At 51.3% G+C, this 15,638-nt stretch carries 9 protein-coding genes and 1 pseudogene; 7 read left to right on the forward strand and 3 right to left on the reverse strand.

Annotated features, from left to right (window positions below; all coding sequences use genetic code 11):
- The first annotated feature begins 75 nt into the window (after positions 1–75).
- Both HY774_08240 and HY774_08245 read left to right on the forward strand, forming a co-directional pair.
- A complete protein-coding gene (locus HY774_08240) occupies positions 76–879 on the forward strand; it encodes a hypothetical protein (protein ID MBI4748466.1) in 804 nt (267 codons plus the stop codon).
- A gap of 166 nt (positions 880–1,045) precedes the next feature.
- Positions 1,046–1,888 (forward strand): hypothetical protein, encoded by an 843-nt coding sequence (locus HY774_08245; protein ID MBI4748467.1) that lies wholly within the window; start codon positions 1,046–1,048, stop codon positions 1,886–1,888.
- 109 nt (positions 1,889–1,997) lie between these two features.
- Here HY774_08245 and HY774_08250 read toward each other — a convergent pair.
- The 3 genes and pseudogenes from HY774_08250 to HY774_08260 form a co-directional block, all read right to left on the reverse strand.
- Positions 1,998–2,321, reverse strand: a pseudogene (locus HY774_08250) (ankyrin repeat domain-containing protein).
- Between the two features lie 361 nt (positions 2,322–2,682).
- A complete protein-coding gene (locus HY774_08255; GenBank protein MBI4748468.1) occupies positions 2,683–3,381 on the reverse strand; it encodes a hypothetical protein in 699 nt (232 codons plus the stop codon).
- Positions 3,382–3,590: 209 nt separating this feature from the next.
- The gene (locus tag HY774_08260; GenBank protein ID MBI4748469.1) at positions 3,591–6,662 is read right to left on the reverse strand and encodes a hypothetical protein; all 3,072 of its coding nucleotides are present in this window, start codon (positions 6,660–6,662) and stop codon (positions 3,591–3,593) included.
- A 316-nt stretch (positions 6,663–6,978) separates the two neighbouring features.
- Here HY774_08260 and HY774_08265 point away from each other — a divergent pair, with 316 nt between their 5' ends.
- From HY774_08265 to HY774_08285, 5 genes are all read left to right on the forward strand, one after another.
- The gene (locus HY774_08265) at positions 6,979–10,581 is read left to right on the forward strand and encodes a PAS domain S-box protein (GenBank protein MBI4748470.1); all 3,603 of its coding nucleotides are present in this window, start codon (positions 6,979–6,981) and stop codon (positions 10,579–10,581) included.
- A 535-nt stretch (positions 10,582–11,116) separates the two neighbouring features.
- Positions 11,117–12,463 carry a sigma-54-dependent Fis family transcriptional regulator gene (locus tag HY774_08270; protein ID MBI4748471.1) on the forward strand — a complete coding sequence of 449 codons (1,347 nt, stop codon included), beginning with the start codon at positions 11,117–11,119 and terminating at the stop codon, positions 12,461–12,463.
- Positions 12,464–13,017: 554 nt separating this feature from the next.
- A complete protein-coding gene (locus tag HY774_08275) occupies positions 13,018–13,416 on the forward strand; it encodes a response regulator (protein MBI4748472.1) in 399 nt (132 codons plus the stop codon).
- Positions 13,394–14,218, forward strand: a complete 825-nt coding sequence (locus HY774_08280; protein MBI4748473.1) for an EAL domain-containing protein — start codon at positions 13,394–13,396, stop codon at positions 14,216–14,218. The genes HY774_08275 and HY774_08280 overlap by 23 nt, the downstream gene beginning before the upstream one ends.
- A 105-nt stretch (positions 14,219–14,323) precedes the next feature.
- A complete protein-coding gene (locus HY774_08285; GenBank protein MBI4748474.1) occupies positions 14,324–15,631 on the forward strand; it encodes an insulinase family protein in 1,308 nt (435 codons plus the stop codon).
- Positions 15,632–15,638 lie beyond the last annotated feature (7 nt).

Below are 15,638 nucleotides of genomic sequence, written 5' to 3' on the forward strand. Positions count from 1 at the left end.
TTGATCTTATCGCCGCCATCAGGACTCTCGGTCCACGCCGCATATATTCACCATCACAAAGGAATTTCCCACTTTATGCGCTTCCCCACTTTTTGCTGTCTCTGCGGAGTGTTTTTGCTGATGATGTTCGGATTGGATTCACTCAGTTTCGGACACCACTCCATTCAAAAAAAGAAGCCGGATCCGTTCAAACCTCTCCACGACACAACGTGTTGTGTCGCCATTGAACCTGGCACTTCGCTGTGTGCCATCAACACCAATGAGGGCGCCTACTGGTTTTTGACTGGGGGTTCATACCTCAACTCGAAAGCTATCACGGCTTCCGAAGTGCATCCATCTTCTTCAGTTGACGCGCTTGATATTTCACCCGATGGGAAATACCTGGCGGTCACCCATCACGGCGAAGGCCACCTCTGGCTCTATGTGCTGGATTTGCAAGCACTCCTGGCAGATGAGTCCAAATATGTCGTGGTGCAGGAAATCAACCCCTATCCCGGTGGAGTCTATGTCACGTCGCTCGATCAGTCATTCCTGTATTTTGAAAGCGATTGGGCCATGCATCGGCGGGTTCAAGGAGAACATGCACTGATAGCGCCCTCGGAACTTGCCTTGTTGAAGCTGAAAAAGTTCCGGATGGACTTAAAAACCGGCCAGGTTACGCCGCTTGACCCAAAACTGAACGACCTGGGCAGCTATTACGGAGCCGCGCTGGTCAATCCAAAAACGGGAGCTTCTGACAGAAGATACACGGTATTGCCGGCGCTTGCCTTCCTGAAAGAAAAATCCAGCCTTCCCTTTTTGAACCAGGCGCTCAAGCAGAAATCAAACGAGCCACTCCGGGCAGAGATTGAAGCCTTGATCGAAGCTCTTTCAAGATAGTGTGGAGTGCGGTGGCTTGACACCGCTTTTCGGTATGAAAGCGGCGTCAAGTGGGCCGCACTCCGAAAGAGGATTTGGTTCAATCTGGATACCGTGATCCAGGTGAAGTACAATTCCGCCTCAAAGCTACAAATTGACCGATCACTGCTTGAAGGAGTTCCCCTGGATGATCAACTGGCATCGGCTCTTCGGCATTGCCTTGACGGAATTCTTCAACGGTTCGCCCTTTGTGGTCGAACTGGAAAAAGACCTGTCCCAGAAAAAGCAGTTGCTCGATATCGTCATCATTCGCCGGACTGAGGGTCAGTGGGATCATCCGTTACCGGATGGATTTGACAACCTGGCGGATCATAACCTGATTAGCTACAAGTCGTTGCGGGAACCATTCGATGATTGGACACTCAAGGAATTGACCGGGCACTACGTCAACTACCGCAAGCAGGTCAGTCCATCACTCAATGACCTGTTGCCAGAGGACCAATTTCGGCTCTACGGCATCTGTACCCGGTTTCCCAGCCATCTCACCGGTCAGGTTGATATGTATCGGGTGCTGGGTGGCGTTTATGACATTTATCGGGGATCGGACCGGATTCGGCTGATTGTGTTGAGCGAGATTCAGGATGCCAGGCAAAATCGAATCTGGGAGTTGTTCAGCACCAGGCCGGACCACATCCAGGTCGCCGCCCAGGAATTTCAAGCCAGATATGGCGAAGCCAGCACAATTCTCAACCAGTTGTTCCGGTATTACCAAATGGAGGGATTACCCATGCCGTACACGATGGAGGATTTCAAACGCGATGCGAAAGAAGAATTTCTCAAGAGTCTGACACCTGAAGAACGCCTCAAAGGCTTACCGGCTGAAGAACGCCTCAAAGGGTTGCCACCTGAAGAACGGCTCAAAGGCTTACCATCAGATGAACTCTTGAAGCGATTGTCGGTTGGGGACATTCAAGCCTATTTGAAGAAGTTGCTCGACCATTCAGATTCAGGTTCATCAGAAAAGTCCTAAAAAAACAAGCCAGCTTGAGACCAGTTCTTTTTCAAGTGAGCGGTTAACTTTTGGAACGATTGGGGTTTCCTGAACTCAGCAGGGCGGTTTATTTCCCAATCACGCTATTTTAAGGCTTTTCTGGTGTCCATTTTTCTTCAATCGGCTTTAAAATCGCATCTATTCTTGGATTTCCTCTCTCTTTTACATATTGGAAAATGGATTTTCCTTCATTTGAAAGAATTGCGGGGTCAGCACCTGCCTGGAGGAGCAACTTAACACTTTCACCGCGCCCCTGCCGAACGGCTGTAATTAAAGCCGTATCACCTACCCAATCAACAGATGGCCTTGTTCTTTTTAGGTTTGGATTTGCTCTAGCGGCCAGCAAGATTTTAACAATCTCAGGTTTACCGAAAGCAGCATGATTTAAAACAGAAGCTCCATCATCACACTGGGTATTCCTGCTTCTACCGGATTTTGTGTTGGAGACGAGTCAACCGAAACCACTGAGTCAGTACCACCCGCGTCAGTGGGTGGGCCGGCTTGCTTCCATCCCCACCCGCTCACGCAGGTGGTACTGACAAGTCCTTTATTTCCAACACCAGCCTGGCCCAACACAAAATCCGGTAGAAGCAGAAATATTCCAAATGCAAAGATGATAGTTACTACCAAGATTTTCACTTGATTTAATAGTGATATTGATTTCATTTCTTTCTTCAGTTTTAAAACTCAAAATTACGATGGAAAATGCCACACATCAGCAGGCTCAATCCCAATTTCAATCATTGAAGTCCTGTTTTTGAGACCCGGCGACCTCATCTTTTCCGTTTTGGTTTCAACTCCTTGTAGTCCGAGGGAACTTCAAAAAGGCGATCAGAAACATCCAGTGAAACCAGTTGTAGGGAATAGACCGCCGTACTTTTTGGCGATTTCCGTTCAACCCGAATAAGTAACCCATTGAGATCATTTGCAAAATAAAAAGTAAACGGAGTGTGGGTTCTTTTATTGAGCGCAGTGATCACGGTACAGTTGTGATTCTCAAAGAATCTGTCCTCTGTTCTGGTTTCGATGAAATCCATCTCCCTATACGGCGCTTCCCACGTGGGAAAGGCCGTCTTTCTTTGATTCGTATGTTTCAAAAATTCTTTTGATTCTGGCCAAAGCTCAATCAATGGTTCAGTTGGAAGGCGGATTTCTACACGTTCCGGAGACGGGAGATTTTCAAGCTTGCAGTCAGGTTGAATGGCACACTTGATTCGCCCGACTCTTGATTTCTCACCTTTCCGCGCCCATTCATAAACCAGTAAAAACGCTACGCCCTCATCAATCACCAAACACCCATGGAAATCAGGTTGAGCTGAAAGTAGTTCTTTTAGATTCGGTTTTGAGTCTGCAGACTCACTTTTTATTTCCTGGGCTGCTGTTCGTGTGGCGAATTTGAGCATCAGGAAGGTTGGATTCAACATCACAAAAGCAAGCCAGGAAGCATACACCAGCCATACCATTTTAAGCATAACTTCTTCCTTTGATTCAGGTTCAGGTAGCCAGACTATCTGTTCCTCATTCCAATATTGATTTGTTGATGAAACCGGTTGAACAATTGTGCTGATTCTTTTTAGCCGGTTCTCATAGCTGTTGACAATATCGTTCCAGGATCCAGCTTCAAATTCTTATGGATCTGTCAATCAAACTCTTTATTTCCAAATTCTTAACTACCCAAACCTCAGATTGTGTGATTTTGATTCATCTTGAACTCAACCACCGTTCCTCCCGGCTCTTTTTGCGTCCAGGCAACCTGGGCTGAAATCAAACTGGCGCGGGAACGGATATTGGCCAGGCCGCGTCCGGTTTGGTGACGGGCTGGCTCCGGGTCAAACCCGAGGCCATCATCTTCCAGCCGAATCACAAGCTGCTGATGGCCTGGCGCCAGTTCAACCGTCAGGGCTACATTTTTGGCCTGGGCATGGCGGCAGATGTTATTCAGCCCTTCCTGAACAATCCGGTAAATCTGAATCTGAACATTTGCATCCAGGTGCAGATGATCTTCCAAATCTTCTGGGCAGTGAAACTCATATCGAAAGCGTGCATTTTCCGGGAGTTGGGCCGCTGCGTTTCCCAACGCCCACTCCAGTGCGGCAGCCAGCCCGACATTGCTCAACACCGACGGGCTCAAATCTTCGCAAATCCGGCGGATTTCCATTGAAATGGATTCGATCTCGTGGCGGAACATCCGTGGAACCACCTGTTCATCACCAGTTTCCTGGGCGGGTACCGGCAATTTATCAGTCATCAACTGCAGCCGGCGCAAATCAGCCAGGGTTTGGTCGTGCAAATCACGCGCAATCCGGCGGCGTTCGGCTTCGGTTTCGGTCACAAGCTGCAGCCGGGTTTCCGCCAGTTGCTGGTTGGCATTGGCCACGGCCTGGTTGGTTTGGACCAGTTGCCGGTTTTGGCGATAACCCCACCAGAGCGCTCCAATCGAGAGCAATAACAAAATGCCAAGCGAAACCGTCACCAGCGGAAACGGCGCTTTCATCACTTCAAATGCCAGCGGGAACGGCCCCGACGCCACCCGGTCATTGCCAATGGCCACCACGTCGAGGGAATATTTTCCTGGGGTCAGATTGACCAGCGAGAGTTGCCCATCTGAAGACTGGCCGGTTTGAATCACCCGCCCGGCGGCATCACGGGCGACAAATTCATACTGAAACTGCTCAGGAAACGTCCGGCTGCTTGAAGCTCCAACCTCAATTAACAGACTGTTTTGCGGGTATTCCAGCTTGATTCCGGCCAGGACTTCGCTCGCCGTGTAGGTTTTCGCTCCCAATGCCCTGACGACCCGCAGCACCGGTGACTGGTCAAGCGGCGTATAGCGTGCCAGCCCCCGGTTGGTTCCGACCCAGATCAGTTGGGTTCCATCCGGTTGCCGGGCCAAATGCAGTGCAAATACGTTGTCTGAAGGCAGGCCGCGTTCACGATCCAGCGGAGAGTAAACCACCTCTCCTGCGGTCTTCTTTTTCCAGTACAACACGCCGCTCCCGACCGTGGCACACCACAGACCCAACCCGGCTGGATCCGCAATCATGCTGCGAACGTCAATTTCCGCTCCGACCCGGAGAAATTCGGAATCCCCAGCCACAAACAGCCCTTTTTCGGTTGCCGCCCATAAGATTCCCCGCCGGTCCCGTATCAGTTCCCAGATTGCTTTTCCCAGCAAAGATTTCGCATTGGTCAGGGGTTTGACAGCAGTGCCGTCATATTCAAACATCCCGGATTCAGCCGTTCCAATCAGGAGTCGCTCCTCGCTATCAACCAGCAGGCTGGTCACTTTTCGAAAGGCTTCGGAGTCGCCTGGCCTGGGCCAAATGAGTCTTCGATGAGTGTCTTCGATGAGTTCCACACCTCGACCATACATCGCAAGGTACAGCTTTCCACGAAATCGGCCCATGGCACGGCAACTTTCAGTTCCCGGAACGGCAGGCAATTCGTCACGAACGGCTTCAACCGGAATCAATGCCAGCGACTGGGCATCAAACTGAAACAACCCTGACGATGTCCCGACCAGTATCACCCTGGGCGAGTCTTGTGACAGGGCATGAATGGCCCGATTTCGGCAGGCTTCAACCGATTGCCAGGTGGTCTGATCCGGACGGCGCACAAACAGGCCGCGATTGGTGCCGCACCAGACCCGGCCATCCGTAGCCTGCAAAACGACGCGAATAAAGTTGCTTTCCGGGTCGCTTGAAATCGCCTCAACCGCCGGGCTAAACCGATCATAGCGGCAAATGCCACGGTCAGTTCCAAACCAGGCCACGCCTTCACGGTCAATAAACACCGCATTGACACGATTGGACCGCAGTCCCCCGGCGGTGTTTTCAAAGGTGAGGTGTTCGATCAGGTCGCGGCCTCTCAGGTGAAAGACTCCCTGAGTTTCCGTTCCAACCCAGGTTTCCCCGGTCGCTCCAAAAGCCAGTGAGGTCACGGGCCCGGTTTGGAGCGGAACCCGTTGCGCCTGTTTAAAATCCGGTCCTTCCAGCAGCCCGCTGTCCCGTGCCGGCGACTCGCCGCCAAACCAGCAAACCCCAGATAAATCCTGACCAACCGCGTTGACAAAATACGCCCGCGGCTGATTGGTCAGCGGTTGCAATTGCGTTCCTGACACCAGCAGTACCCCTCGCCCACCAGTGCCGATGACCAGCTTTCCCTCCACTTCGCCAAGTGAAGTCAACGGCAATGGGGAATGTGGATCGCGTTCCCGATGCAGGAGCGGATGGGTCGTGGCCGAAAATGAGGTCACTTCAAATTCGGAATTCCCTCGCTTGCCAATCTGCAGGAGCGTGCCCTGCTCACAGGCCACCGCCACCTGACCGTTTTTCAGCAGACGAATCGCACGAATCGTCAAACCAGCCGATCTGGCCACCAGTTCGCAGCGGTCTTCCTGAAACCAATACACCCCGGATTCACTGCCAATCCACAGGCTCCCGTCCGGATCTGGTTGCAAACAGGACACGCGTGACGTAGGAACGCCCGAAGCCGTAATTTTCTGGGTTCGCCGTCCATCAAACCGGGCCAGTCCGTTGTCGGTCCCAAACCACAACACGCCTTCCTGATCCTGGGCAATCGCCCGCACCTGATCGGAAGGCAACCCGTGAAAGAGTGCCACCGCTCCCCACTGATGCTGGTTGAGTGACGAGATAGACAGCGGTTCAGGCGGAGACTGAGCCTGCACGGGTCTGCCGGCCATCAAAATATTCCCAACCAGACTACAACAGATCATCAGAAAAAATATGCGCATCGGAAAACCAGGGAATACCAATGAAAAATGAGTTAAATCCATTAGTTTCAGATATTTAATAATTTCTTTACACGAGGGATTCATTGTAAAATGGTATCAGCCCTAAAGGGAAGAATGAGAGAAAACGGATGAAAAATCAGCCAATCAGCTCAATGTGGCATTGGAAGACAGAACCAGTTCACCCGTCAATGTGATTTGCCTCAGAATGACTCCAGATGGAAAAAGGAAATGACGTTCTGTGTTTTTGACCGATTTCCGATAAAATGCGTCAGCGTCACGCCAATCTGAACTTTCCTCTTTCTTCACCGACATCTGCATGGCACATATACCGCATCCTTCATCCGCTCCTTCGATTTTGATTGTCGAAGACGATAATTTAATTCGGTTTATGCTCAAGTCCTTTCTGAAACGTGAGGGCTATGGCGTACTCGAAGCGCGGCATGGCCAGGAAGCACTCGAAATATTTGAAGCACACCGGCCTGATATGGTGCTGTTAGATCTGATGATGCCAGTGCTTGATGGGTTTCAGACCTGTTCGAGACTGCGACAAATGCCCGGTGGCGAGCAAATTCCCGTCTTAATTATAACAACGATGAATGACCAGCAGGCAATTGATGACGCCTTTGCCGTCGGCGCCACTGATTTTATTACAAAACCATTTAATTATACGGTTTTGCAAAAACGGATCCGCTATTTGCTCCAGGCCAGCCAGGTTGAAAATGCTCTGAACACAACTGAAGCCCGGATGGAATCGCTCGTTCGATATGCCCTGGATGCGATCATTACATTTGACCAGCATAAAAACATTGACGGGTTTAACCCGGCGGCAGAACGTATTTTCGGTTATTCGGCAGCCGACATTATCGGCCAGTCAATTGACGTGATTATGCCGATTGGCGCCTTTCTCGATGAAGGTATCAAACTCCTCCAGGGAGAAACCAGCGGCGCTCGAAAAAACGGCGAGACCTTTCCGGTGGAATTTTCCCTGAGTGAATTTGTCGCCAACCATCAGCCAGGCTTTACGGTCATTGTGCGGGACATCACCAAACGCAAACGAGCCGAAGAAGAAAGCCACCTCCTCCAATCTGTCACCCGTGTCGCCCTCGAAGTCCAGGACCTCAATTCATTGATGGGTGAGACGCTGTGTTTAATTTGTGTCGTTACTGGCTGGGCGCTCGGGGAGGCATGGATACCAGACCACAATCGAGGAACACTCACCTGTAGCCCAGCCTGGTATGGAAGTGAATCCAGCCTCGAACCGCTCCGCCAAAAATGTCAGAACCGCCAGTTTCTCCCCGGTGAAGGTCTGCCGGGGCAGATTTGGGCGACGAAACAACCCGTCTGGTTCGAGGATATTTCACAAGACGCTCACTTTTCGGGTTGTTTTGGGCCGGAGGATCCAGGATTGAAAGCTGGCTTTGGAGTCCCAATCCTGGTTGATCAGGATGTCGTGGCTATTTTTCTCTTTTTTGCCTTTGAACCCCGCGAACAAGACCGACGATTGATTGAACTGATTTCCAGCATTGCCGCCCAGCTTGGAACGATCATCCAGCGCAAACAGGCGGAAGACGCCTTGCGTGAAACTCACCAAAACCTGATGGCGCTGATACAGGCTTCCCCACTGGCCATCATCGCCCTCGATCTGGAAGACAAAGTGAAACTGTGGAATCGCTCGGCAAAGTACATGTTTGGCTGGGGCGAAGAAGAGGTTTTAGGGTCTCCCAATCCAATCATTCCCCACAATCAACCGCTCAAACGAGAAATCAAACAAGGGCAACCGCTGCTGGCCCAGTCGCTCCGGGGTGTGGAATCCCTTGGACAACGAAAGGACGGATCCTCGATTGATTTGAGCATTTCCGTCGCCGCGCTCCATAATGCCGGAGGCGAGATGAACGGCACGGTTATCATTGCGACGGATATCACCCAGCGAAAACGAGCTGATACCTTTCTGGCTGGTGAAAAGCTGGTGTTGGAATTGATTGCCAAAGGCACCCAGCTTTCCAAAATCCTTGATACCATTACTCAGATTGTTGAAACCCAGGTTGATGGTGCCATTGGTACGATTCAGTTTCTGGAAAAAGGCAACCGGTTATGCTTTGCAGGAACTCCCCGGCTACCGCAGGACTATATGGTCTCTGGGGATAACATCCGTATCGGGCCCAATGCGCAATCGTGCGGCACCGCTGCATTTCATAAAAAGACGGTCATCGTGTCAGATATTTCTCGCAGCCCACTGTGGGAGGATTTTTCCGAACTGGCATTTCGCAATGAGATTAAAGCCTGCTGGTCGGTTCCCGTACTTTCCTCGACCCAGGAGGTACTCGGTACGGTGACGCTGTACTTTCACGAGCACCGCAGCCCTGGCACCTATGAGTTACACCTGCTGGAAGTGGCATCGTATTTGATCGGCATTGCGGTCGAACGCAAGCGGACAGACGATATCCTCCGCCACAACGAACAGCACTTCCGATCATTGATTGAAAATGCGCTGGATGTGATTACGGTTCTGAGCCCTGATGGAACGATTGTGTATGAAAGCCCGGCGGTTGAACGGGTTTTGGGCTTTAAACCTCAGGACTTGCTCGGTAAAAAGATCAGCCAGGTGTTTCACCCCGATGATGCTGAAGAAGTTTTCTACCTGCTCTTTTACGATGAACCGGCCCAGGACACCGGAGAGACGACCCCGGTGACCTTCCACTATCGCCATCAACACCAGGACGGGTCCTGGCGGACACTGGAAGCCATCTCCAATCGAAAGCTGGATGATATGGCCATGCCTGGGGTCATTATCAATTCGCGTGATATTACCGAGCGCGAACGGATTGCCGAAGCCCAACGCCGCCTCCAAACCACGGTCAATCAGGTCGCGCAACAATGGCAACTGACGTTTAATACCATTGAGTTTCCAATTGTCATTCTGGATATGGAAGGCCGCGTCACCCGTTTGAACCAGGCAGCCCAGGTTCTTTTGGAAATCAGCGTTGAAGCCGCTCTCGGGTCCGTTCTCGAACAGATTGCGACCGGTCAGCTCTGGAAAAAAGCAGTTTCCCTGGTCAAAACTGCTGCCCAGACCACTTCCCCGACCGCATCTCAGGTCCACACTGAACAAACTGGCCAAACCTGGGATCTGACCGTTAACCCCGTCACAACCTCGCCTGGAAATGAAGAGTTTCATCCAATGGTGATTCTGATTCTCCGTAATATCACGCATCTGGTTGAGTTACAGGAATCGCTCCGCCGAAGTGAGATCATGTCAAAAATGGGGGCGGTTGTTGGCGGCGTCGCTCACGAAGTGCGGAACCCGCTCTTTAGCATCACAGCCGTCCTCGACGCCTTCGAAGCTCGATTTGGCGTGCGCGAAGAATACCAGCGCTATATCCAATCGCTGCGCAAAGAACTCACCCGCATGATCAATTTGATGGAAGAACTGCTTGAATTTGGCCGGCCAACCAACCTCACGTTTGCCGAATGTGCGATTCAGGATGTCCTGACCCAGGCCATCCAGTCCTGCAAACCGACGGCTGAAACGTTGAAAATCGAACTTCAAGTTACTGTAGACGCTGATTTTCCGGCCTTTCGATTGGACCGCAGACGACTGGCCCAGGTCTTTCATAACCTGATCGAAAACGCCATCCAGCACGCTCCCGCCGGGAGTGTCGTCCTGGTCGAAGCAAAAAAAATCCACCTCAACGATCTTCCCTGGCTCGAATGTGTCATCAAGGACCGGGGACCGGGGTTTCGTTCTGAAGACCTGCCGAAACTCTTTGATCCTTTTTTTACTCGCCGGCGGGGTGGAACCGGACTTGGGCTTTCCATTGTGCAGCGGATCGTTGAAGATCATGGCGGAAAAGTTCTGGCCAGCAACCGTGTTCACGGCGGCGGCGCCATGAAAGTCAGAATTCCGCTCTTGAAGAATTGAGAATGAAGAGTGAAGAAAGTGGTTAGTGGTTAGTGGTTAGTGGTTAGTGGTTAGTGGTTAGTGGTTAGGGAGCGTTAAAAAATAAGTTCCTGGGGCACGTTCTGCCACGTGCAGGTTTTGGTTTTGCACCGCGAAGCGTTGCCGTTCGGATAGCCGGTCGGTTGGCCGCTTTGGGCCTACCACCGGATCCAAAGACCACCCCTTGTTGCTCTCCCGCTTCGCCCGCGCCCCTGCGGGGCGCGGGCGAAGCGGGAGAGCACTGGAGATGACGAACCTGTTCCCGGTGGTAGCTCACAAAGCCTCGCAACCACCGGCTATCCGAACGGCAGCCTTTCAGGATGCTCAATCCAAATGCCTGATTCCCAAACGAAAACGGGAAGTTGATTTTTTACAGTCCCTTAGTGGTTCTACTTCGAAAGTATTGATTTCTAACCACTAACCACTAACCACTAACCACTAACCACTAACCACTAACCAAGCACCAAACCCCAGGCGCCTTGACGTCCTTTTTATCCTTTCTATCGAGAGATAAAAAATGAAAAGCAAAGTATTGATTGTTGATGATGAACCAGAGATTCGATTTGGAATTCGCGATTTCCTGGAACTTAACCGCTTCCAGGTCGAAGAAGCCGATAGTTGTCAGGCAGCCCAGGAGATCTTTCAGGCAATTCGGCCAGATGTGGTTATTCTCGATTATTTACTTCCTGATGGCGATGCGCTTGAGCTTCTGCCGCGCTTGAAGGAAATTGACCCCTCAGTGCCGATTTTGATTCTTACGGCCCATGGTTCGATTGCATCGGCGGTTCGAGCCATCAAAGAAGGGGCGGAACAGTTTTTAACCAAGCCGATTGAGCTTCCAGCCTTACTCATTATCATTCAACGCCTGCTGGATGATCTGCGGTTACGGCGCAAACAGGCGGCGGGCAAATCCCGCCAGGCACGGGATGCGGTCAACCCATTTTTGGGTGACAGTCCAGCGATTCAAAACCTGGCCGATCAGGCTCACAGGGTTTTAGTCACGGATAGCCCGGTTCTGATCCAGGGTGAAACCGGTGTTGGAAAAGGAGTTCTGGCCAAATGGTTGCACCAGAACGGCCCTCGCTCCGAGGAAGCTTTCGTGGATTTGAATTGTGCTGGCCTTTCGAAAGACCTGCTTGAATCCGAACTGTTTGGACATCAAAAAGGCGCCTTTACCGGCGCCATCGCCAACAAAACTGGCCTCTTTGAAATAGCGCATCAGGGCACGGTCTTTTTGGATGAAATGGGTGATTTGGACCTGCAAATCCAGCCTAAATTGCTCAAAGTACTCGAAGAAAAGCGGTTCCGGCGGCTGGGCGACGTACGCGACCGCCAGATTGATATTCGACTGATCGCCGCAACCCACCAGAACCTGGCTGTTTCCGTCCGGGAAAAACAGTTTCGGAGCGACCTTTTCTTTCGCATCAGCACCATTGTTCTGACCGTACCGCCGCTACACGAACGGGTCGAGGATATTCCATTGCTGGTTCAGTATCTGCTTGAAAAAATTGTCGGGGATCTTGGCCGGCGACCAGTTGAATTAACACCAGACGCCATGAAGGCCCTCAAGGAATATCGTTGGCCTGGGAATGTGCGCGAGTTGCGCAATGTGCTGGAACGGGCGGTCCTGCTCAGTACCAGTTCAACCCTTGATCGAAAAGATTTGCATTTCACCATGTCGCTCGTTGATGACGAGGACCCATCACCTTTCTTTCTGGATACCCATCTGACCCTGCACGAACTGGAGCAACGCTACATTGAGAAGATTCTCCAGCTTGAAAATAACCGGATTGACTCAGCCGCCAAACGGCTTGGCATTTCCAAGAGCACCCTCTATGAAAAGATTAAGAAATATCAAAACTGAAGACGTTGGGCTGAAGATATCGGGCTGAAGATATCGGGCTGAAGATATCGGGCTGAAGACTCGCAAGCTCGGGGCTGAAGACATCGGGCTGAAGAAATTCGACCAATTCGAAAGTGTTGATTTCTAACCACTAACCACTAACCACTAACCACTAACCACTAACCACTAACCACTAATCACTAAATGGTTTCTTCATTCTTCCTGGTCCTTCTCCGGAAATCGAACTCGGCTCTCCGGAAATCGGAAATACGGCCTGAGCATCAAGGATGATCTCAACGGATCCAACCCCGACAAATCCTTATACTATTTTGCAAGGAACACCTTGTGTTAGGAAACAATCAAGTAACTCAATCAAATGAGCTTAGCGAACTACTGACCACTGACTACTGACTCCAAACTGGTAGTATATTTAAAGATCTTAAGACTCAAAGCGGCCAGTCTGGTCATTGTGGCACACAGCTTGCCTTTGAGAAAGTCACGACGAAACGGCACTCCTGAAGATCATCCCTTTCGATACCCACTTTTGAGACCTGTTCTCGTTCCAGAATAAACTCATGGGTTCAAATAAAATCCTTGTTGTGGACGATGAAGAAACCATCCTGTTTGCTGTGAGTAACTACTTTGAAACCTGCGGGATTCAGGTGGATTACGCTCAGGAACTGGAAGAAGCCGAAGCCCTGTTGATCACAGGCTCTTATTCGGTTCTGGTGACTGATTTATGCCTGACTGGGGCCCAGGGGCTGGAAGGTCTGGAACTCATCCGGTTCACCCGCGAAAACTGCCCCTGGATGCGGATTCTCGTGATGACCGGGTATGGGTCGCCAGAACTTGAACTGGAAGCGCTCAAACGTGGCGTCAACCTCTTTTTGCACAAACCCAAACCACTGGCCGAGATTTTACAGTCTGTGATCGCACTCCTTGGAGATACCAATGGGAACCCCGTCACTCTTTGACTCAATTCTATGTCCCGGCGGGCTTTCGCTCGCGGTTGATGGGATCTTTGAGGTTCAACTAGAGACCAAGCTTCCACAGATCCACTCACTTGAGTGCTTCAGTTATGGTCCCCCGGGTACCAATCTGGAGCGTCCTGAGGTGTTACGGGCCTATGTTCAACGCAAACGCAAGGAATGTGAAATTGACCGTGCCTGTACTGAACTGGCGGTGCACAGTATCAGCCAGTTGGACTGGTCACCAGTGTGGTCGATCAATGTTCACGCCGCCACGCTTGGCAAGGATTTGAATTTTCTGGATTTTCTGCGCACCACCATTGAGCACTGGTCACTGACTCCATCCCGGCTGATTGTCAAAATTATTGAACCCGGCTGTCAGTGGAACTGCGCCGCCTTTCTCGATGCCCTTGAGGGGTTGCGAAGGATGGGAGCCCGGATTGCGCTCGATGACATTGGCTCGGGACGATCCAATTTTCGAATGATGCTCGACTGCCAGCCTGATTTTTTCAGAATTGATGGCCATTTTGTGAAAGGTGTTTGTTGGGACACGTACCGGCAAGCCATTTTGGAGTCAATCTCCTATCTGGCTCAAAAAACTGGAGTTCAACTCATTGCTCAGGGAGTGGAAGACGCCGCCGACTTACACACGCTCCTGAACTCTGGCATCACTCTGGTTCAAGGATCACTTTTTTCCAAACCGCTGCCATTTTCGGAACTGTTACAGACACACCATTACCCATTTTCACCGGTCAATTTCGAATCAGCACCAACGCTGTCCTTTGAAAACCAGAGAGATGGCGTATGACCTCAGCCAAAACCCAGGGAGTTGTCAGTACCACCTGCGTGAGCGGGTGGGCACAATTTTTCCAACCCACCTGCAACCAGATCTGAACTGGAGAAACCAACCGCCATGTATCGGAAAACGACGCTCGAAAATGGGGTTCGCATTATCACCGAAATGATCCCTGAGGTTCGGTCAACCTCAATTGGAGTTGTACTCAATGCCGGTCCAAGAACAGAAACTTCCAGCCAATGCGGACTGGCGCACCTGACCGAGCATCTGATGTTTCAAGGAACAAGCAGCCGGAGTGCGCTCCAAATTGCGCGGTTGATGGACAGTGCGGGTGGCTATATGGGCGGGTTTACCACTCAGGATTACACCTATTATTCCGCCACCGTGCTGGCCGAATACAGCACTTATGCGCTCGATCTCTTTGGCGATATTTTACTCAATTCGATCTTTCCCCAGGACAGCGTTGAAAAAGAAAAAGAAGCTGTGATCTGTGAAATCGAAGCCGCCCGTGACAATCCTGATCAACGCGTCCGCCAGTTGCTCAAAACAACGGCCTGGCCCAATCATCCGCTGGGACGTCCAGTGGCCGGATACACGGAAACCGTCAAAACACTGACGCGCGAAGATGTGATTTATTTTGCGCATCAACATTACCTGCCTACCAATCTGATTGTGGCGGCAGCGGGTCAGCTTGATCACGACGATTTTGTTGCTCAGGTTCGCGATGCCTTCTGGCGGATGCTCGGAGACGGCTTGACGCCTGCGGTCACTCCGCCCGCCCCGAAAATGAGCGTTGTCACTGAAAACTCACCGGTTTCCCAGGCTTATTTCTGTATCGGGTTACGGACGTTTCCTTATACTCATCCGGATCGCTATGCCCTGCACGTGCTCGACAAAGTGCTTGGCGGCGGCATCAGCTCCCGCCTGTTTCGGCGCATTCGCGAAGAACTGGGCCTGGTGTACTACCTTGGCTCCGAATATCTGGCCTTTCTCGAAGATAGCATGTTCGTCATCGAAGGCAGTACCTCGCCTGAATATTTACAGATGGTGCTGGAACTGACTCTGGCAGAGTTAACCAAACTCTTCACCTGGGAAACACCCGTCACCGACGAAGAACTCCTGATTGCCCAGACCCATTTGCGTGGCCAGCACCTGATTTCGGGGGAAAATACTGATACCCGCATGAGCCGGTTAGCCACCCAGGAATTGTACTTTGGGCGCCACATTCCAACCGATGAAATCGCCGCTCACCTGTTGGCGGTTGATCTTCCGGCGCTGCAACGGCTTGGGCAAACGGTACTGATGGATGCCCTGCGTCAGGCAACCATTGCCGTTGTCGGCCCCAATGTATCAGAAAGTTGTAACGTGGAACGTCTCGAAAAACAGCTTTCCCTTTTTGATTCAACGATTTTGCAGCGAGTTTGAGCCAATT

This window comes from Acidobacteriota bacterium, assembly GCA_016208495.1.
In the GTDB taxonomy this organism is placed as follows: domain Bacteria; phylum Acidobacteriota; class Blastocatellia; order Chloracidobacteriales; family Chloracidobacteriaceae; genus JACQXX01.